Raw genomic sequence first — 18,664 nt, forward strand, 5'->3', positions numbered from 1 at the left:
GGTCAGGCAGACGTATTATTTACTGTGTACTTTTATTTATGTTCAGCGATTTACACGCTGACGTTTGAATGTTAAAATAAGCGAGCGGACAGGAAGTCCACGGATATATTGTGTATCAGGAAGGTATGCAGTTTCCCCTGAAGGGAATTTGTGTACTTTCTTTTTTTGTCGGAGTCAGTATATGAAGCTTGAAGAATTTTTTGCCGGAAACAAAAAGACTGCGATAGCGTATTCGGGAGGAACCGATTCCTCTTATCTGTTGTATGCCGCACGCAAATGCGGTGCTGATGTACATCCGTATTTTGTCAAAACTGCTTTTCAGCCCGACTTTGAACTTGACATCGCGAAAGAAATCGCAAATTTTCTGAACGTGCCTCTTACAGTGCTTAAAGCCGATATACTTGCCGACAAAGAAATTGTGTCTAATCCTGAAAACCGCTGCTATCTGTGCAAAAGGAATATGCTGTCACTGATTTTGCGAGCTTCGTTAAAAGACGGCTGTACTGTTCTTGCGGACGGTACGAATGCTGATGACAAATTTGACGAACGTCCCGGAATGAAGGCGCTTTTGGAACTCGGAATACGCTCTCCGCTGCGCGAAGCCGGGCTGACCAAGGAACGCATTCGCTGTCTTTCAAAAGAAGCCGGACTGCCCACATGGAATATATCGTCATATTCCTGTCTTGCCACAAGAGTCAGAACGGGGGGAAAACTAACGGCTGCTTTGCTTGAAAAACTTGAGGCGGCAGAAAATAAACTGCGCGGCGCAGGTTACGCTGATTTCAGAATAAGAACTGACGGAAGTTCTGCGCGGCTGATTGTGTCAAGAGCACAGCTTGAACGTGCCATGACTGAGGAAACGCTGCTTTGCTCAGAGCTGGAAAAATATTTTGATACCGCAAGTCTTGACAGGGAGGGAAGATAAATGGAAGCTGCTGAACTCAGAGAACTGCTGCAAAACGTAAGAGAAAAGAAAACCTCTGTTGAAGAAGCCGTTATGAAACTGAAGACAGCCCCGTTTGCCGAGCTTGATTTTGCAAAGCCTGATTTTCACAGGGGGATCAGAAACGGCGCGGGGGAAGTGATATACGGGGAAGGAAAAACCACGGAACAGATTTTGGCAATAGTCTCAAAGCTGTATGAGAGCGGACAGAAAGCAGTCCTTATTTCACGCCTTTCCAAAGAAAAAGCGGAAAAAATCGGCAGAAAGTTTGAAATAACTTACTCCGAAACAGCGCGTACCTGCACTCTCGGAAAAATAAAAAAGGCTGACGGTGCAGGAAAAATTGTAATTGCCTGCGCAGGTACAAGCGATTTGCCTGTTGCGGAAGAGGCGCGTCTGACAGCCGAATTTTTCGGAAACGAAGTCGTCTGTCTGTACGACGTCGGTGTTGCGGGGCTTCACAGGCTTCTCGCACATCTGGAGGAGTTGATGTCGGCGAGGGCAATAATAGCTATAGCCGGTATGGAGGGAGCTTTGGCAAGTGTTATAGGCGGTCTTGCGGAATGTCCGGTTATTGCCGTTCCTACAAGCGTCGGCTACGGAACGTCTTACGGCGGTATTTCGGCGCTGCTTGCAATGCTTAACTCATGCGCAAGCGGGGTTTCTGTCGTTAACATTGACAACGGTTTCGGCGCAGCCTATCAGGCGAGCCTTATAAATCATCTGGGGGCATAACAACATGAAGATAATATATCTTGAATGCAGTATGGGCGCTGCCGGCGATATGCTTGGGGCGGCACTTTACGAACTTCTTGACGACAGCGGCAAAGCGGAATTCCTCAAACGCATGAGTACGCTTGAAAAATTTGGCGTAACAGTATGCGCCGAAAAAGCCAAAAGCTGCGGAATTTCGGGTGCACGCCTCGCAGTTTCGGTAAATGGCATTGAAGAAGACGAATATATTATGAAACACGCACACGGACACATGCATGAACACGGTCCGGAGCATCCGCACAAACACAGTGCGCTGCACGGCATTAAACATGTAATATCAGAATTGTCTCTGCCTGAAAGCGTAAAAAACAATGCCGCGGAAATATACGGACTGATTGCAGATGCCGAGAGCAGGGCACACGGCTGCAAAGTGAACGAAGTGCATTTCCATGAAATCGGCTCACTTGATGCGGTCGCCGACATTGTTTCTGTCTGTATGCTTCTTGAAATGCTCGGCGCGGAAAAAATCTACGTTTCGCCGGTTCGTACTGGCTACGGACAAATTAAATGCGCCCACGGAATTCTTCCTGTCCCTGCACCGGCAACTGCGTATCTGCTTGAAGGCGTTCCTTGCTTTGCGGGAGGTATTGAAGGCGAATTCTGTACGCCTACAGGGGCTGCTCTTCTGAAATATTTCACAGTGGATTTTGAGCAGAGACCGCCGATGACGATACTGAAAACAGGCTACGGAATGGGAACAAGAAAATATGAAGCAGCAAACTGCGTGAGGGCATTTTTAGGTGAAACCGAAGAAAACGCGGGTGACGTTGCGGAGTTGTGCTGCAACATAGACGACATGACTTCGGAAGAACTTGCTTTTGCCGCAGAAGAGCTGTTGTCAGCAGGGGCGCTGGACGTTTATACGACGCCGATAGTTATGAAAAAAGGGCGTGCGGCATTTATGCTGACCTGTATGTGTGACGCGGACAAAAGAGAAGAACTGCTGAAGCTTATTTTCAAGCATACGACAACGCTTGGTATTCGAGAATACCGCTGCAGAAGATGGAAAATGTCGCGGACTGAATACGTTTGTGAAACGCGTTTTGGAAAAGTCAGACTAAAAAAGTCCAAAGGCTGCGGATGTGTCAGAGAAAAAGCGGAATACAAAGATTTGGCAAGGCTTGCACGTGAAAATAACGTATCGCTTCGTGAAGTGCAGAAAGAAATTAAGTGACAAAAATGAACTGAAGTATTAAAATACAGTTGCCGGCAGGAAGCCGGCGGCAGAAAAGGTTAGTATGATACAAGACACGGTACGTCAGAAGGCGTGCGTTTCCGTTCAGAAGAACGGAAACGGCGCTTTCTTTATTTTTAGGGAGGGATTTTTATGGCATGTTTCATCGTTCCGGCAACCGAAGCGGTTGTATCAAAACTTATCTCTGAAAGTGCGGAAAAACAGGGGAAAATATCCTTTTCACACAAACTTGGCTGGCTTACAAAACTTCTCACCGGCGGCTCTGTGCTGCTTGCCTTTGAGCATTTCTGGCACGGCGAAATAGTTCCGTTTACACCGTTCCTTACGGCGGGCAGAGAGAAAATGTTTGCTGAAATGTCAACTGCAGGCGTATGCATGGCGCTGCTCTGCACGGCAGTCTGGTGCGCAATGCTTGCGGTATGCGCCGTTTACGAAAAACGGCAGGCTGAATCAGTCCGTTAATGACGCTGTTGATTGCCATTTTTGCCTCTGTTGTCTCCACCGTGGTGTGGTACAACGGTAAAAACGAGCTGCGGGTTGACATACTCTGCTGGATGTTCTGGGGCGCATCACTGATGTGGTTTGTCGATGCCTGTTTTGAATACTCGGAACTTGGAACGACATACTTCACGCCGGAACCGGCGGTAATGCTGAACGATGCCTTTCTCGGACTTTACGTGACGGCTCTTGCCCTTGTAATATGGGTTGTTTACCTGCTGATCAAAGATCCTAAGGGAACAATCAGGACAAGACTGTTCGGGAAAAAGTAATCTGCTATAATATTCTCTGAAAAAAGCAAAGGGGAATATGCAATGAAAATAGTTGTTGTTGACGCGCAGGGCGGAGGAGTCGGAAAACAGCTTGTAGCAGGAATAAAACTTGCGCTTCCGTCTGCGGATATAACCGCCGTCGGGACAAACTCCATAGCGGCTACCGCAATGCTCAAAGCCGGTGCAGACCGTGCCGCAAGCGGGGAAAATCCTGTTATTGTTGCCTGCAGGACTGCGGACGTTATAGTCGGGCCGGCGGCGATAGTTATTGCCGACGCGCTTTTGGGCGAAATAACGCCGAAAATGGCACAGGCAATAGGGCAGAGCAAAGCGAAAAGAATACTGATACCCTTTAATCACTGTGAAAACGTAATTGTAGGAATAAGCGACAAGGGACTTGGCAGACTGATACAGGAAGCAGTCGAAGAAGTTAAAAAATTACAGAAATAATTACAATGCAACCAGGAAGGTGTGCGGTTTTCAAGAATGAAAACCGCGTTTTATTGTGCAGCTGCTGACGGCTGACGGGAGGAAAAAAATATGAAAAAGGTTGTATTGTGCTTAATTTTTATACTTTGCTGCTCAGGTACGGCATTTGCTTCGGATTCTTTTGCACGACTGCCGGAAGCTCATTGGGCGTATGATGCTGTCAGGCAGCTTGCAGCTGACGGAATAATATCCGAAAGCATTGCAGACGGACAGACTGTGACACGTTACGAAATTGCGTCTGTAATCGCAAAAGCCGCCGACAGAGTTTCATCAGGTCATTGCGAAGAACGAAGTGCTGCTATGCTCAAAAAGCTTGCTGCAGAATTTAAAGAAGAACTGACTGCTCTTGCCGTTAATACTGAAAAAATCGACAAACGGCTGGTCAAAATCGAAAATGGAAGCGGCAGCTGGAATTTATCCGGCACTTGTATGTTTGACGCTGTGCGCAGTCAGGAAGGCGGCTGGGCAAACACCGGCATGAAAAACGAATGGCGCAAAGAGCAGATGTATCTTTATCTTACCCGCCGGATAAATGAAAATACCTCCTTTTATTCAGAATTCCGTATGGGAGCTGACGGTGCAGGCTCTGAAAATTCAGAGGCAGGTATGGGAGACATATCTGAACACATGCTCACACATTTTTACATTGATACTGTTATTCCTGAGTGGAACGTTGACGCGCGTATAGGACGGTTCGGAGTTGATTTTGAAGAAGAATACGGACTTTTTTCAGATAACGACGTGATATTCGGACATTTCAGACTTGACGGTTTCAGACTGCAAAAACGATTTAACAAGCTTTGCGCGACTGCAATAATCGGTCGCAACAGAAGAACGGACGATGATAATGCCGATTTCAGAGACCATGACAATTTTAGAACCCATACTGTTTTGGATCTGAAATATCAGCCGAACGAAAGAATTTTTTTCGGTGCAACAGGTTATTGGTTCCTTGGCAATGATGCACCGAAAGACTTTGTCGAAATGAACGGCAATACCGAAGAAAGCACCGGTGCAAAAGACTGGGACACAAAAACTTATGCCGGATATTTCGGCTGGGAATTTATGCAGGGTGCAAAGCTTATAGGGGTTTGTTATCGGCAGAATAACGGAAAAACTGTTGCCGGAGACTATAAAGACAATCCCGTGTCATGGAAGGTCGTGGCTGATCTCGGTCAGGATTTGCTGAAATTCGGTTCTGTCTGGCTTGAATACAACAGACATGACAATAATTTCTGGAACACATATTACGACCGCTATGCAATAGCGGGAAGCGCTCACTGCTCCGTAGGCGACAATATGCCTATTAATGGCGAAAGCACAAACTTTATCTTTGCAAGACTTGAACGCGAATGGAATCACAAATTTACAACAGGCATACGCTATGCTCATGCAGATTACGGAACGCCTGGTTATGACAATACGTACGAACTTGGCGCGTATGCAGCATGGAAAATGAATTCTGCCATTTCATTTACACTTTACTTTGACCATTTTGACTACGGAAACAGCAGAGTACAGTCCCCCGTGTTAAAATACGGCGCTGACAACGTAATTATGCTGCGAACGTCTGTTGAATTTTAAAGCAGCTGACAGTGTTTGCCGATAATTGATATGCCGGACGTAAAGCGGATGTTTATGTCCGGTGTGCTTTTTTAGTGTATAATTTAAGCGGAAATAACGGGAGGCGGATAGAATGGAAGCAAGGGAACTTGTAATTATAGGTGCCGGTCCTGCGGGGCTGACCGCAGGGATTTACGCAAAAAGATCCGGACTTGACGTTGTTGTTCTTGAAAAAGGCGCTGTCGGAGGGCAGATAAATCTTACCGACAAAATCTCCAACTGGCCTGGTGTTGAGAGCACAAGCGGCATGGAGCTGTCTTCTTCGTTCAAAAAGCATGCTCTTGCGCTCGGCGTTGAAATAAGAGACTGTGAAGTTTCTTCCGTCTGCTCTGACGGAGAAAACAAAATTATAGAGACAAACAAGGGTATTATATCTGCCAAAGCGCTGATAATTGCGACCGGTGCCCGTTTCAGAAAACTCGGCTGTCCGGGTGAGGCGGAATATACCGGTGCAGGCGTTAGCTATTGTGCGGTGTGCGACGCGGCATTTTTTGAAGACCTTGAGGTAGCCGTTATCGGCGGCGGAAATGCCGCGGTTGAGGAAGCCGAATATCTTACAAATTTTGCTTCCAAGGTTTATCTGATACACAGGCGCGGCGAGTTCCGCGCGGACAAATCCGCTGTTGACGCTGTGCTTGGCAATGAAAAAATTGTGCCGGTTATGAATACTGTTGTTGAAAGTATTGACGGAGACGAAGGTTTTGTCAGCTCATTAAAAATCAAAAATCTGATTGAAAACACTGTTTCGCAGCTGCCTGTCAGCGGAGTTTTTGTGTTTGTCGGTACGGAACCGGTGCTCAGTCTGGGGCAGTTTGAAGAGAGTATCAGCAGGGATAAATCCGGATGGATAATAACGGATGACGGAATGGCGACGAATATTCCGGGCGTTTACGCAGCCGGCGACGTCAGGGCAAAGGGGCTCCGCCAGGTGGTGACGGCGGTAAGCGACGGAGCTATTTCCGCAATGTCGGCGTACAAATATATAAGAAATCCGTATTTCATCTGATAAAATACAGCTTATAGTTTGCTCATTCTTTAAAGACGCGAAATTTTCGTAACCGGAACTTTCAATTGAAGAAAACAGGAGGTGGGTGCGGTGAGGTGCTGTACAAAAGCAGTTTTGTCCGCTATTCTTCTTGTTTTTTGCGCTCTGCCTGTTTATGCCTCCGCATCGCCTGAACCTACCGAAAAGACGATAGAAAAAGAAATCAGAATGGGGCGTAAATATACGGCGGAGGTTGAAGCTTCAATGTCGCGCCTTGTTGACGTTGAGCTTGAAAAAAAGCTTGCGCACATAGCCAACCGCCTTATACCGCAGATGTCCCGTCTGCTTCATTACGAGGTGCGCGTTCTTAAGGCGGACGAGATGAACGCTTTTTCGCTCCCCGGCGGCTATACCTACATTACCACGGGAATGCTTGACGCGCTTAAAACCGATGACGAAATCGCCGCTGTGCTTGCACACGAATTTGTCCATGCGGACAGGGCTCACGTGCTTGTTCAGACGGCAAAAAATTCTAAACTCAATGTAGTTTCAATAGCCGGAATTTTAGCGGCGGTCGCGGGGGCTGGGGCAGGCGCCGCCATTGTCGGCAGCGCTCTTCAGACCGCTATGGTTAATTCCTACACGATAGAGCTTGAAAAGGAAGCCGACGAACGCGGTATAGAGGCGCTTTACAATGCAGGCTACAACCCCTCTGCGATGCTTGTTCTCATGGAACTGCTTAAAGAAGAAACCATACGCACCCGTTCATATTCGCAGCTCGGCATTTATCAGACACACCCCGAAGAAGAGGAACGCATTGCCTCTGCCCTTGCATACATGAAAAGCCGCGGAATACGCGTTGAGAGAAAGAAGATAAATTCTGTCCTGCAGTTTGAAATAAAAGAATCCCTGCCGCTTGAAAAACTTTACCTCAACGTTGACGGAATCAATATCGTAACGCTTCCCATGACTGTCTCCAACGAAGAATTTCTGCAGCGCCTTAAGTCCGTGCTTGAACGCAGTATAGAGCTTGAGCTTGCACCGTTTGACTTTTACATAATGGATACAGAGATTGGCAAGGCTCTTGCCGTTCTCGGTTCTGTGATTGTCTATGCCAAAGAACTGCCGGAGGGTGCTCCGTCGCTTCAGCAGATACGCGACACCGTGAATGCCCACCTTATAGAACTGCGCGGCAGAAATCCGTTCACCGATTATTTCCTGTAAAATTAATGTCATAAAAATTTTTAGGAATTTTTGGGACAAAAACAGTTTTTTCCTGTTAAAATAATATAGCAGGGGAGGAATGTCTCATGTATGTTTCTTTGTACAGGCGCTACAGACCGCAGAATTTTTCCGACGTCGTAGGACAGTCGGCGGCGGTGTCCGTGCTTCAGCAGTCACTTAACGAAAACAGAATAGGGCACGCGTATCTTTTTTCAGGTCCGAGAGGCTGCGGAAAAACGTCAGTTGCCCGTATTCTTGCCAAGGCTCTGAACTGCCTTTCCCCGAAAGAAAACAGCGAGCCGTGCTGCGAGTGCGCAAACTGCACGTCAATAGCCGCAGGCGAGCATCTTGACGTAATTGAAATAGACGGAGCGTCCAACCGCGGCATAAACGAGATTCGCGATTTGAAATCGCGCGTCAATCTTAAGCCGCTTAACGCAGTCTATAAAATATATATCATAGACGAAGTACACATGCTTACGGAGCAGGCGTTTAACGCGCTGCTCAAAACGCTTGAAGAACCGCCTTCAAACGTTGTTTTCATGCTTGCGACGACTGAACCGAACAAGGTGCCCGTTACGATACGCTCACGCTGCCAGCATATTCCGTTCCACAGAATTTCAATGTCTGACCTTGTAAAAAGAATTTCTTTCATCTGCGGGAAAGAGGGCATTGAGGCCGAAGCCGAAGCTGTATGGGAAATCGCGCGTCAGGCTGACGGAGCTCTCCGCGATGCATTGTCAATTACGGAGCAGGCGGTTGCCCTCGGCGGCGGAGCTCTTACGGTTGAAAGCCTGAAAGGGCTGCTTGGCGGAAGCAGCAGAACAGAACTTGAAATGCTTGTTACAGAGCTGCGCACGGAGCCTGAAACGGCGGCAAAGCGCCTGCACGAGATTTTCAGCCGCGGCGTGTCCGTTGAAACATTTGCGGAAACTTTGTTCAATTTGTACAGGGATTTATGGATGTTCTCGCTTTGGGGCGAAAACAGCTTTAACGCCGTTGAGGCTTCCGAAGCGGAGCATGACTATATTCGCCGCGAAGCCGCGAACTGGACGAGCTCACAGCTTAAGGCTGCCTGTATGTTCTGCAACAAGCTTATGCCGCGTGCAAAATACGGAATGAAAACTGAAATTTTCTCAGGTCTTATTCTGCTCGGTCTGGGCGGAATAAGTGAAAACGAAGAACAGATAAAAGAGAACGAAGAACAGATAAAAGAAAACGCAGAACGAAGAACGCAGAACGAAGAACAGGTAAAAGAGAACGAAGAACGAAGAACGAAGAACGAAGAACAGGTAAAAGAAAATGAAGAACGAAGAACGAAGAACGAAGAACAGGTAAAAGAGAACGAAGAACAAAGAACGAAGAACGAAGAGCTGGTAAAAGAGAACGAAAAAGTCAGAGCTGATAACGAAGAAACGCAAATAACAAACAGCGGGGAAGATAGAACGGAGAATAACGTTCAGCAGCAGACGGCTGACAACGATATTATTCCCTACCCGATGCCGTTTGCCAAGCCGTCTGAGAATGAGGCTTACGACGCTTCCGCTCTTTGCGAAAAGCTCGGAGGGACTTTCTCAAAGCTTGCGGAAGCGTTTCCCGAAGATAAGCTGCTGCTCTGCGCGGCTTTGCTTGATGCCGAGATAGTTAAAGACGGAGCTTCGTGGAAGCTTGCTTTTGTCAGAAACGGCAGAAACGAAAACATACTGAAAAACGCGGAAAAACAGGCATTGCTTGAAAAGGCTGTCTGCGGCGTGTTCGGTTTTGCTCCGCCGCAAAATAGAGAAGAAGCTCCTGTTCCTGAGGTTTCAAAACAGCCTGTTTTTGTTTCCGATACCGCAGACAGAACTGCCGAACCAATTTCTGCCGTTTCGGAAAATCCCCGCGGCGCGGATGCTTCCATAGACCGCATGCTTAAGCTTGTCGGAGCGGAAATACTTTACGTCGAAGAAGACAACGTTTCCGACGGTTCGGAGAGCGACAGTTAAATGACCGACAAACCGTTCGTGCATCTGCACGTACACAGCGAATACAGTCTGCTTGACGGGGCTAACAAATGCCCTGATCTTGCGAAGCGTGCCGCTGAATTCGGCATGAACGCGCTTGCTCTTACAGACCACGGCGTAATGTACGGCTGTGTTGACCTATATCTTGAATGCAACAAGGTCGGAGTGAAGCCGATTATGGGCTGCGAGCTTTACGTTGACCCTGAGGGGCACCTCTGCCAGGAGGGAAAACGCAAGAACAATCACCTTGTTCTGCTTGCCGAAAACGAAGAAGGCTATCACAACCTTATGACGCTTGTGTCGATAGCGAATACCGACGGTTTTTATTACAAGCCGAGAATAGACCACGAACTGCTTGCCAAATATCACAAGGGACTGATTGCATCTTCCGCGTGTCTTGCAGGCGAGATACCGCAGTTTATACTTTCCGGCGATGAAAAAGGCGCGGCAGACTGCGCCTGTATGTATCGTGACATTCTCGGCGAGGGAAATTTCTTCCTTGAGCTTCAGCACAACAGCGTTCCCGAACAGGCAATAGTGAATAAAAGACTTGTTGATATAGCCCGCAAGTATAATTTCCCGCTTGTAGCGACAAACGACGCTCATTACCTGAACAGGGAAGACTCAAAATGGCACGACGTTCTGCTCTGCATAGGCACGAACAGCAGCGTTGACAATCCGAACCGCTACAAATTTACAGGGGACGATTACTATTTCCGCAGTCCTGAAGAAATGTGGAACATATTCGGCAGCGAACTGCCTGAGGCGCTGATTAACACTCAGGAAATTGCCGACCGCTGCAACGTAAAGCTTGAATACGACACAGGGCATTATTATCTGCCCGAATTTCCTATACCTGAGGGAGAAACGCTTAACTCCCACCTGAAAAAACTTGCCAACGAAGGCTTGCGCAGACAGCTGAAAACCGAAAGCGTTCCGGAAGAATATCAAAAAAGGCTGGACTACGAGCTGAGCGTAATAGAGCGCATGGATTTTCCCGGCTATTTCCTTATAGTTTCAGACATTATTATGGCGTGCAAATCAAGGGGAATTCCAATCGGGCCGGGCAGGGGAAGCGCAGCAGGCTCCCTTGTCGCGTGGTCTTTGGGTATTACGGAGCTTGACCCTTTGCGTTTTGATTTGCTGTTTGAGCGTTTCCTCAATCCTGAACGAATAAGCATGCCCGATATTGATACCGACGTTTCGGACAAACAGCGCGAAGAGCTTATCGCCTACGTTGTGCAGAAGTACGGCAAGGATCATGTGGCGCAGATTATAACGTTTGACCGAATGATGATACGCGCGGCAATAACGGACGTGGGCAGAGCTTTGGATATGCCTGTGCCTGATGTGCGCAAGGTTACGAAGCTTATACCGAATACGCTGAAAACGGGTATCAAAACGATACCTGAGGCGATAAACATGGTGCCCGATTTGAAGCAGCTGTATGACAACGACCCTAAGGTAAAGCGTCTGCTTGATTTCGCTTCCCCGATAGTCGGACTTGCAAGGCACTGCGGACAGCACGCTGCGGGAGTTGTGATTACCCCGAAGCCGCTTATAGACATGGTTCCGCTCAGAAAGTTTGACAAACAGAACAGAGAACAGATAGTAACGCAGTATTCAATGGACCCTGTGGCTCAGCTGGGGCTTGTCAAGATGGACTTCCTTGGTCTGAAAACGCTTTCAATGATACAGGGAGCGCTGCGCAACATAGAACGCAACGGCAAAGGAAACATAGACATAACGGAAATCCCTCTTGACGACGAAGACACCTTCAAAATGCTGCAGAGAGGCGATACGCTTGGTGTATTCCAGCTTGAATCGGCGGGAATGACGGAGCTTATAAAAAGGCTGAAGCCTGACTGCTTTGAGGATATGGTTGCTCTTGTGGCTATGTACCGCCCCGGACCTCTTGAGAGCGGAATGGTTGAATCCTATGTCAGACGCAAGCACAACGAGGAAAAAATTCAGTATTTCCACCCTGCGCTCGAAAAATGCATGAGAGAAACCTACGGGGTTATGCTCTATCAGGAGCAGGTTATGCAGAGTGCGTCCATACTTGCGGGCTACACGCTCGGTCAGGCAGACAAGCTCCGCAAGGCAATGGGAAAGAAAAAGAAAGAGGTTATGGCGGAGCAGCGTGACAAATTCGTTGCCGGTGCGACAAAAAATAATGTTACAGCCGCGCAGGCGAACGACATTTTTGACAAAATAGAAAAATTTGCGGGCTACGGCTTCAACAAATCACATTCCGTCGCCTACGCGCTTATAAGCTACCGCACGGCGTGGCTGAAAGCGCATTATCCGGCGGAATTCCTTGCCTCTTATCTGACGAGCGTAATCGGCTCAGGCATGGAGGAACTCGGAAATTACATACGCAGGGTTCGCGACGACGGATACGAGGTTCTTCCGCCTGACATAAACGAGTCCATGGAAGAATTTTCCGCCGTGAACGGTATTATACGCCTCGGGCTCTCAGGAATAGCCAAGGCTGGCGACAAAGCAGTCGCAAGCATAGTTGCCGCACGCAGCGAAGGCGGAAACTTCAAATCGTTCTGGGATTTCTGCAAACGCGTTTCAAACGGTCAGGTGAACAAGGGCGTTGTCGAAAGCCTTGCCAAGGCGGGCGCGTTTGACAGTCTTGAGCCGAACAGGGCAAGCGTGCTTAAATCCGTGCAGCTCTTTATGGACGTTGCCGCGCGGCAGAATCAGGACAATAATCAGGGCAGTCTTTTCGTGGGGCTTGACGATGAGGCGGATATTCCGCAGCTTGTAGAAACAGAGGATTTTTCGCTGCGGGAAAAGCTTGAATATGAAAAAGAAAGCACGGGGCTTTACATTTCAGGTCATCCGTTTGACAAATTTGAAAACGTTGTTGCGCCGTACATTACCTGTCCGCTGAAAAACGCCGGACAGTGGCAGACGTCAAAAGAGCCGCTGATAACGGCAGGACTGCTTTCTTCCAGCAAGGAACGCTTCACGAAAAAAGGCGATCCGATGGGTATAATTACTCTCGAAGACGCGGTTACAAAGCTTGAGGTTGTGTTGTTCCCTAAAGTATGGGCGGTCTACAAACCGTTTCTTGTTCCGGGCGAACTCTATATAGTCAAGGGACAGCCTAAGGAAGACAGAGGCGTTTCCGTGCTTGCGGACGAAATTTATACGGAACAGGATTACAAAGAAAAACTGGCGCGGCATTTTACCGTTGTGCTTGACGAAGACAAGCTTCCGGCGGACGAAGTGTTCTTCAGGCGTTTTGTGGACGTGCTTGCAAGGCACAAAGGGAACGCCGCAGTCAGGCTTAAGCTCACCGGCAGCGAACGGAATCTTGTTTCACTGCTGCGTGTAAAGGTTGACGATACTGACGACAGCCTGAAAGAAGAACTTACGGTTCTTGCTCAGGACGCGGTAAGCTTTGAATAAAAAATTGAGGTGAGTTGAGAATGAAAGAGAACGACAGCGATTACGTAGTGGTAAAGGCACTTGAGGACGGAGTAACGGTTATCGGCGTCACGCGCGGTACGGAAAACAAATTCCTGCATACCGAAAAGCTTGACGACGGTGAAGTCTGGATTGCACAGTTTACCGAAAACATTTCGGCGATGAAAATCCGCGGTAAAGCGGTCATACAGTCCAAACACGGGGAAATATGCAGCGGAAAATGAACCCTGCCGGAACATGCGCCTGTCTTTAGTGCGGCATAGTTTGCGTGTTTTGCGGATTGTGGATATAACAGAATTTTTTAACTGATTTTGCGAGGTGGTTGGATGTCCTTTATCAGCCTGCGCTGGCAGGATATACCGGATATTCTTATAGTAGCTTTTATTATATACAGGGTGCTGCTGCTTTTTGCGGGAACCCGCGCCATGCAGCTTTTGCGGGGGATCATGATTATAGGCTTGATCGGCGCCCTTGCCAACGTTCTTGAATTCCGTACGCTGTCATGGGTCATCAGCCATCTGCTCGGAGCGTTTATTATAGTCATTCCCATTCTTTTCCAGCCGGAGCTTCGCCGCATTCTTGAAGAACTCGGCAAAGGAAGAATTGTCACGTCATTTGACGAAGAGAGCGTAAGAAAAAAATCGAAGCAGCTTGTGGATGCCCTCATGTACTGCAAGCTTAACAAAATAGGCGTACTCTGCGTTCTGCAGAGAAACACGGGGCTGAAAGAAATATGGCGCACTGCCGTGCCGCTTGAGGCGGAAATCACCAACGAACTTCTGGTATCTGTTTTTTGGCAGGGCACGCCTCTTCATGATGGTGCGGTTGTTCTTAATCAGGACAAAATAATAGCCGCAGGCTGCTATCTGCCGCTTTCGGAAAAAACTAACCTGTCGCACTGGTACGGTACAAGGCACAGAGCAGCGCTCGGCGTCACGGAAATGTCGGACGCGATAGCGCTGGTTGTTTCCGAGGAACGCGGCGAAATAACCGTTGCGGTCGCAGGCCGACTGTCTAAGCCTCTGAGCAGCGAACAGCTTGCCAGAATATGCAGCCACTATTTTGAATACGGCGGAAGAGACATGAGCTTTATGACACGTATGCAGAACGAAATTCATCAGCCGAAAAACACGGGAGCGGCGGACAATGATTAGAGCGCTTGAAAAAATCAGGGAAGAACTGCGTCTGCTTGACTATTCCTTTACCGGCCGCGACCTGACTAACAGAAAAGATCCGAACCATGCCAAATCAAGGCTGATTTTTGCCTGTATCTCAATGATTGCGGCGCTTGTTCTGTGGAGTTTTGTAGCGTGGAACGGAAACGGTGAAATAACGCGTACGGTTAAGGTTCCGCTTAATTACTCACACCCTGCACAGGGTATGGCAGCTTTCAGAAACACGGAAAGCGTTACCGTAAAAATAGCGGGGAACATGGCGCAGCTTTCAAAGCTCGACAAAACCGAGCTGACGGCAGATGTCGATATATCTGACATTGCATCAGGCAAATACAGCCTGCCCGTAAACGCTACCTCTCCCGCAGGCACCAGAGTTGTTTCCTGTGTTCCTCAGTTTGTTGAAGTCGAACTTTACAAAAAAAGCGAGAAAAATTTCCGTGTCAGGATAAAGCCGGTGGGACCGGAAGCGGAAGAAACTGAACAGTTCGCCGCGGAGATACTTCCGGCGGCAGCGTCTGTCAGCGGTCCGCGCAACGAACTTGCAAAGGTCGGCAGTGTTGAGGCGAGAGTTCCGACCGACGTTCTTGAAGCAGGAAAAACCTATACGGCAGAACTGACGGCGGTGGACATCGACGGAAGCCCTGTCCAGAGAGTTGTTATAAATCCGAAAACAGTAGTCGTGAAGCCCGAACTTCAGCGTGAGGGGACTGCCGTGCCTCTTAAAGCTGTACTGCACGGGCAGCCTGCTGCCGGCTACGAAATAAGCTCGGTAAAACTTACTCCTGAACGTGTTAACGTCACAGGAGAACAGACTGTCATAGAGGGACTTCATTTTATAGAACTGCCTGCGGTAGACATAACAGGAATAAAAGAGGATCTTTACACTATTCTTCCGCTTACGCTTCCTTCATCCCTGTCAGGAGTCAGCCTCGCCGGTACTGACAGCGTCAGAATTGACATTACCCTGAAAAAAGGACTTGCGTCGAAAGTGTATGCCGGAGTGCCTGTCAAGGTTTCAGGCGCAAAGCCCGGCGACAGATGGATATGTTCGCCTGCAAAGATTTCCGTTTCTGTTGAAGCGTCGCGCTCCCTGCTTGACGTAGCCACAGAGCAGCCGTGCGAAATAGTTGCGGACGTTACAAGCATTGTTTCAGACAGCATAAAACTTCCGCTGATAGCCCAAAACGTAAAAAAAGGCATCAGGGTAGTAAGAATAGAACCTGACGAAGCAATTCTCAAAAAGGAAAAATAAACCGAAAGGGGCAGGAATATGACAGTCAGACGTTATTTTGGAACAGACGGAGTCAGAGACATAGCCAACCTCGGAAATATGACGCCGGAATTTGCATACAGGCTTGGCCGCGCTTACGTGCTGTTTGTTCTCGGGAAAGGTTTTGAAAAGCCCGAAATTGCGGTGGGAAGAGACACGCGCCGTTCAGGAAACATGATTGAAGATTCTTTGTGTGCAGGAATGATGTCGGCAGGCGCCGGCGTTTGCAGACTCGGTGTAATCCCTACGCCGGGCGTGAGCTTTGTCCTGTCGCACAATAATTTTGCAGGGGGTGCCGTTATCAGCGCCTCTCATAATCCTGCGGAATACAACGGAATAAAATTTCTTGACGAAAACGGCTTTAAGCTTACTGATGAAGACGAAATTGCCATTGAAGACAAACTGCTCGGCCGCGGCGGACATCCGACAGGAGAGGGCGTCGGCGTATCCCGCTGCGGAAAACAATACGTGGAAGAATACACGGAAGCTCTTAAAAAAGTTATCGGAAGCATATCGGACAAAACTCTGCCTCTGACAATAGACGCGGCGAACGGCGCCGCCTCGGCATTTGTGGAACCGATATTCAAAGACTGGCGGGCTCCTGTCTGCTTCGGCGCGAACAAACCTGACGGGCTGAACATCAACAGCGGGGTTGGAGTTACCCACATGGATTATCTCTGCGCAGAAACGGTTAAAAACGGTTCCGCCGCAGGCATAGCCTACGACGGTGATACGGACAGGGTACAGCTCTGCGACTCAAAAGGAAGAACCATTGACGGTGATATTATTCTTTGGGTCGTAGGCCGCTGGCTGCATAAAAAAGGCACTCTGGGAAGCGGGGTAACAGCAACCGTTATGAGCAACATGGAGCTTGAAGACCTGCTTGCGAAGGAAAGCATTAAGGTTTTCCGCTGCGGTGTCGGAGACCGTTACGTGCTTGACACCATGCGCAGGGAAGGAAGCCGTCTCGGTGGGGAACAGTCGGGGCACATCATAGCGCTTGACTACGCAAACACTGGTGACGGACTCTATTCGGGAGCGTTGTTCCTTACAGCTGTCGCCGAGCTTGGCGAAGACATCTCCACCCTTTACGACCGTTTTGAAAAATATCCCCAGATACTGCGCAACGTGCGCATAAAAAACAGGGGAGCCGTTATGAGCAGTCCGGAGGTGGAAGAAGCATCGGCAAAAGCAAAAGAAATGCTTGGCAGCAAAGGCAGAATGCTGCTCAGACCGTCAGGTACGGAACCGCTTATCAGAATATTCGTTGAATCACGTGATACTGAACTGATGCACGACGTTGCCGACCTGCTTGAAAAAGCAATACTGAAAAGCATGGAGAATTAGCATGGACAAACTTGAAGTTGCAATATTTCCGGTAGGAGGCGTTGGAACGCGTTTCCTGCCGGCGACAAAAAATATGCCGAAGGAAATGATGCCGCTTCTCAACCGCCCGCTGATACAGTGGGGTGTTGAAGAAGCCGTAAATTCCGGCTGCACGAACGTTATAATAGTTACCGGCGAAGGCAAGGAAGCGATAAAAGCGCACTTCAGCCGCTCCTTTGAACTTGAAGCGTTTCTGACGGCGCACGGCAAAGAAAAATACAGGGAAATTGTTTCATCAATACCTGCTCTTGCGCGTTTCAGCTTCGCCAAACAGCCGCAGCCCCTTGGGCTCGGACACGCGGTACTCTGCGCAGAAAGGCTCTGCAAAGAACGCCCGTTTGCTCTTTTTCTTCCCGACGACGTAATGCTTGCGGACAAACCTGTTACTGCTCAGCTTGAAGCGGTAAGACAAAAATACGGCGGTTCTGCCATAGCCCTGCAGAAAGTTTCGGACGAAGACACGCAGCGCTACGGAGTGGTTGACGCTGAAGAAATCGAACCCGGAGTGTACAAAATAAAATCGCTTGTTGAAAAGCCGAAGGCCGGTACGGCACCGTCCAACCTTGCGGTTATGGGACGCTACGTGCTTTCTCCCGCGATATTCAGATATCTTCGCAGCCTGCAGCCAGGGGCGGGCGGCGAATACCAGCTCACGGACGCAATAAACGCAATGCTTGCCGAAGAACCGGCGTACGGTGTAATCTACGAAGGCAAAAGACTTGACTGCGGCATAACTGAGGGCTGGCTGAAAGCCAATCTGCAGCTTGCGCTTCATGACCCTGAAATGCGAAAAGCCGCGCTTGAAGTGCTTAAAGAAGAAAATATCATATAAAAGGTACAAACAAATCAGCAGTAATTTTATCCATAAAATTACCACACTCCTGTTGTATAATTGACAGGCAATAACGGAAGACATTCGGGAGGAACGAACATGAAGAGAACAGCCAGCCTTGTCTTGGCTCTTGCAGTACTGCTTGTTTTCGCGGCATCAGCCTTTGCCGGAGGCAAGCCTTTCAGTTGGGTGCAGGTATTCAGCCATAGCGGAAGAACGGAATACTACGATCAGAACAACAAGGCGACGCTTACGCCAAGCAACACGCTTCAGGCTACAATCAAGGTTGTTGACAGCGAAATGCTCAAAGACCCTGACATGAAGAAAAATAACGTAGCCTACATTGTTGAACTCAGAGAGTTTGACACAAGCAAACCGGCGTTCAGACCGATAGCGTTTTTCTTTTACGACGCGAAAGACAATTTGCTCCACATAGAAGACGTAAAAGACCAGTCGCCTATGTCAGCTGCCTTTGCGGAAAACACGCCTCCGTTCAAAATATGGAAAACGGTCATAGAAAAAGCGGGCTACAAAATCCAAAAAGGCAAATA

The 18,664-nt window shown here is 48.6% G+C and carries 17 protein-coding genes; all 17 read left to right on the forward strand.

Features of this window, described 5'->3' with window-relative positions; all coding sequences use genetic code 11:
• Positions 1 to 181: 181 nt before the first annotated feature.
• Positions 182 to 925: an ATP-dependent sacrificial sulfur transferase LarE gene (gene larE / locus KBS54_00830; GenBank protein ID MBQ0054680.1), complete on the forward strand. Its 744-nt coding sequence runs from the start codon at positions 182 to 184 to the stop codon at positions 923 to 925.
• Positions 926 to 1,678 (forward strand): nickel pincer cofactor biosynthesis protein LarB, encoded by a 753-nt coding sequence (gene larB, locus KBS54_00835; protein ID MBQ0054681.1) that lies wholly within the window; start codon positions 926 to 928, stop codon positions 1,676 to 1,678.
• A 4-nt stretch (positions 1,679 to 1,682) separates the two neighbouring features.
• Complete coding sequence (larC, locus tag KBS54_00840) at positions 1,683 to 2,891, forward strand: nickel pincer cofactor biosynthesis protein LarC (GenBank protein MBQ0054682.1); 1,209 nt, start codon at positions 1,683 to 1,685, stop codon at positions 2,889 to 2,891.
• Between the two features lie 153 nt (positions 2,892 to 3,044).
• Entirely contained in the window at positions 3,045 to 3,374 is a 330-nt protein-coding gene (locus tag KBS54_00845) for a hypothetical protein (protein ID MBQ0054683.1), read from the forward strand.
• A complete protein-coding gene (locus tag KBS54_00850; GenBank protein MBQ0054684.1) occupies positions 3,374 to 3,682 on the forward strand; it encodes a hypothetical protein in 309 nt (102 codons plus the stop codon). Before KBS54_00845 ends, KBS54_00850 begins: the two co-directional genes overlap by 1 nt.
• A 42-nt stretch (positions 3,683 to 3,724) precedes the next feature.
• Entirely contained in the window at positions 3,725 to 4,132 is a 408-nt protein-coding gene (locus KBS54_00855; protein ID MBQ0054685.1) for a DUF3842 family protein, read from the forward strand.
• Positions 4,133 to 4,222: 90 nt separating this feature from the next.
• Positions 4,223 to 5,755 carry an S-layer homology domain-containing protein gene (locus KBS54_00860; protein MBQ0054686.1) on the forward strand — a complete coding sequence of 511 codons (1,533 nt, stop codon included), beginning with the start codon at positions 4,223 to 4,225 and terminating at the stop codon, positions 5,753 to 5,755.
• Between the two features lie 112 nt (positions 5,756 to 5,867).
• A complete protein-coding gene (gene trxB, locus KBS54_00865; protein MBQ0054687.1) occupies positions 5,868 to 6,800 on the forward strand; it encodes a thioredoxin-disulfide reductase in 933 nt (310 codons plus the stop codon).
• 90 nt (positions 6,801 to 6,890) lie between these two features.
• Positions 6,891 to 8,003, forward strand: coding sequence for a M48 family metalloprotease (locus tag KBS54_00870; GenBank protein ID MBQ0054688.1), 1,113 nt, complete (start codon positions 6,891 to 6,893; stop codon positions 8,001 to 8,003).
• Positions 8,004 to 8,089: 86 nt separating this feature from the next.
• Positions 8,090 to 9,988, forward strand: coding sequence for a DNA polymerase III subunit gamma/tau (gene dnaX / locus KBS54_00875; GenBank protein MBQ0054689.1), 1,899 nt, complete (start codon positions 8,090 to 8,092; stop codon positions 9,986 to 9,988).
• Positions 9,989 to 13,432, forward strand: coding sequence for a DNA polymerase III subunit alpha (gene dnaE, locus KBS54_00880; GenBank protein MBQ0054690.1), 3,444 nt, complete (start codon positions 9,989 to 9,991; stop codon positions 13,430 to 13,432).
• Between the two features lie 20 nt (positions 13,433 to 13,452).
• Positions 13,453 to 13,674 carry a trp RNA-binding attenuation protein MtrB gene (gene mtrB, locus KBS54_00885; GenBank protein ID MBQ0054691.1) on the forward strand — a complete coding sequence of 74 codons (222 nt, stop codon included), beginning with the start codon at positions 13,453 to 13,455 and terminating at the stop codon, positions 13,672 to 13,674.
• A 102-nt stretch (positions 13,675 to 13,776) separates the two neighbouring features.
• The gene (gene cdaA / locus KBS54_00890) at positions 13,777 to 14,604 is read left to right on the forward strand and encodes a diadenylate cyclase CdaA (GenBank protein MBQ0054692.1); all 828 of its coding nucleotides are present in this window, start codon (positions 13,777 to 13,779) and stop codon (positions 14,602 to 14,604) included.
• Positions 14,597 to 15,877, forward strand: a complete 1,281-nt coding sequence (locus KBS54_00895; GenBank protein ID MBQ0054693.1) for a hypothetical protein — start codon at positions 14,597 to 14,599, stop codon at positions 15,875 to 15,877. The genes cdaA and KBS54_00895 overlap by 8 nt, the downstream gene beginning before the upstream one ends.
• A gap of 18 nt (positions 15,878 to 15,895) precedes the next feature.
• The gene (locus KBS54_00900; protein MBQ0054694.1) at positions 15,896 to 17,242 is read left to right on the forward strand and encodes a phosphoglucosamine mutase; all 1,347 of its coding nucleotides are present in this window, start codon (positions 15,896 to 15,898) and stop codon (positions 17,240 to 17,242) included.
• Position 17,243: 1 nt separating this feature from the next.
• Entirely contained in the window at positions 17,244 to 18,113 is an 870-nt protein-coding gene (locus KBS54_00905; protein ID MBQ0054695.1) for a UTP--glucose-1-phosphate uridylyltransferase, read from the forward strand.
• A 99-nt stretch (positions 18,114 to 18,212) separates the two neighbouring features.
• On the forward strand, positions 18,213 to 18,664 hold a 452-nt coding region (locus KBS54_00910; GenBank protein MBQ0054696.1), incomplete at its 3' end, for a hypothetical protein.

This window comes from Candidatus Equadaptatus faecalis (assembly GCA_018065065.1).
Classification (GTDB): domain Bacteria; phylum Synergistota; class Synergistia; order Synergistales; family Synergistaceae; genus Equadaptatus; species Equadaptatus faecalis.

Excerpts from the sequence above, each read along its gene's own strand:
- dnaE (MBQ0054690.1), top strand. The coding sequence starts at position 9,989 with ATGACCGACAAACCGTTCGTGCATCTGCACGTACACAGCGAATACAGT.
- cdaA (MBQ0054692.1), top strand. The coding sequence starts at position 13,777 with ATGTCCTTTATCAGCCTGCGCTGGCAGGATATACCGGATATTCTTATA.
- KBS54_00900 (MBQ0054694.1), top strand. The coding sequence starts at position 15,896 with ATGACAGTCAGACGTTATTTTGGAACAGACGGAGTCAGAGACATAGCC.
- mtrB (MBQ0054691.1), top strand. The coding sequence starts at position 13,453 with ATGAAAGAGAACGACAGCGATTACGTAGTGGTAAAGGCACTTGAGGAC.
- KBS54_00855 (MBQ0054685.1), top strand. The coding sequence starts at position 3,725 with ATGAAAATAGTTGTTGTTGACGCGCAGGGCGGAGGAGTCGGAAAACAG.
- larE (MBQ0054680.1), top strand. The coding sequence starts at position 182 with ATGAAGCTTGAAGAATTTTTTGCCGGAAACAAAAAGACTGCGATAGCG.
- trxB (MBQ0054687.1), top strand. The coding sequence starts at position 5,868 with ATGGAAGCAAGGGAACTTGTAATTATAGGTGCCGGTCCTGCGGGGCTG.
- KBS54_00845 (MBQ0054683.1), top strand. The coding sequence starts at position 3,045 with ATGGCATGTTTCATCGTTCCGGCAACCGAAGCGGTTGTATCAAAACTT.
- KBS54_00905 (MBQ0054695.1), top strand. The coding sequence starts at position 17,244 with ATGGACAAACTTGAAGTTGCAATATTTCCGGTAGGAGGCGTTGGAACG.
- KBS54_00850 (MBQ0054684.1), top strand. The coding sequence starts at position 3,374 with ATGACGCTGTTGATTGCCATTTTTGCCTCTGTTGTCTCCACCGTGGTG.
- dnaX (MBQ0054689.1), top strand. The coding sequence starts at position 8,090 with ATGTATGTTTCTTTGTACAGGCGCTACAGACCGCAGAATTTTTCCGAC.
- larC (MBQ0054682.1), top strand. The coding sequence starts at position 1,683 with ATGAAGATAATATATCTTGAATGCAGTATGGGCGCTGCCGGCGATATG.
- KBS54_00860 (MBQ0054686.1), top strand. The coding sequence starts at position 4,223 with ATGAAAAAGGTTGTATTGTGCTTAATTTTTATACTTTGCTGCTCAGGT.
- larB (MBQ0054681.1), top strand. The coding sequence starts at position 926 with ATGGAAGCTGCTGAACTCAGAGAACTGCTGCAAAACGTAAGAGAAAAG.
- KBS54_00895 (MBQ0054693.1), top strand. The coding sequence starts at position 14,597 with ATGATTAGAGCGCTTGAAAAAATCAGGGAAGAACTGCGTCTGCTTGAC.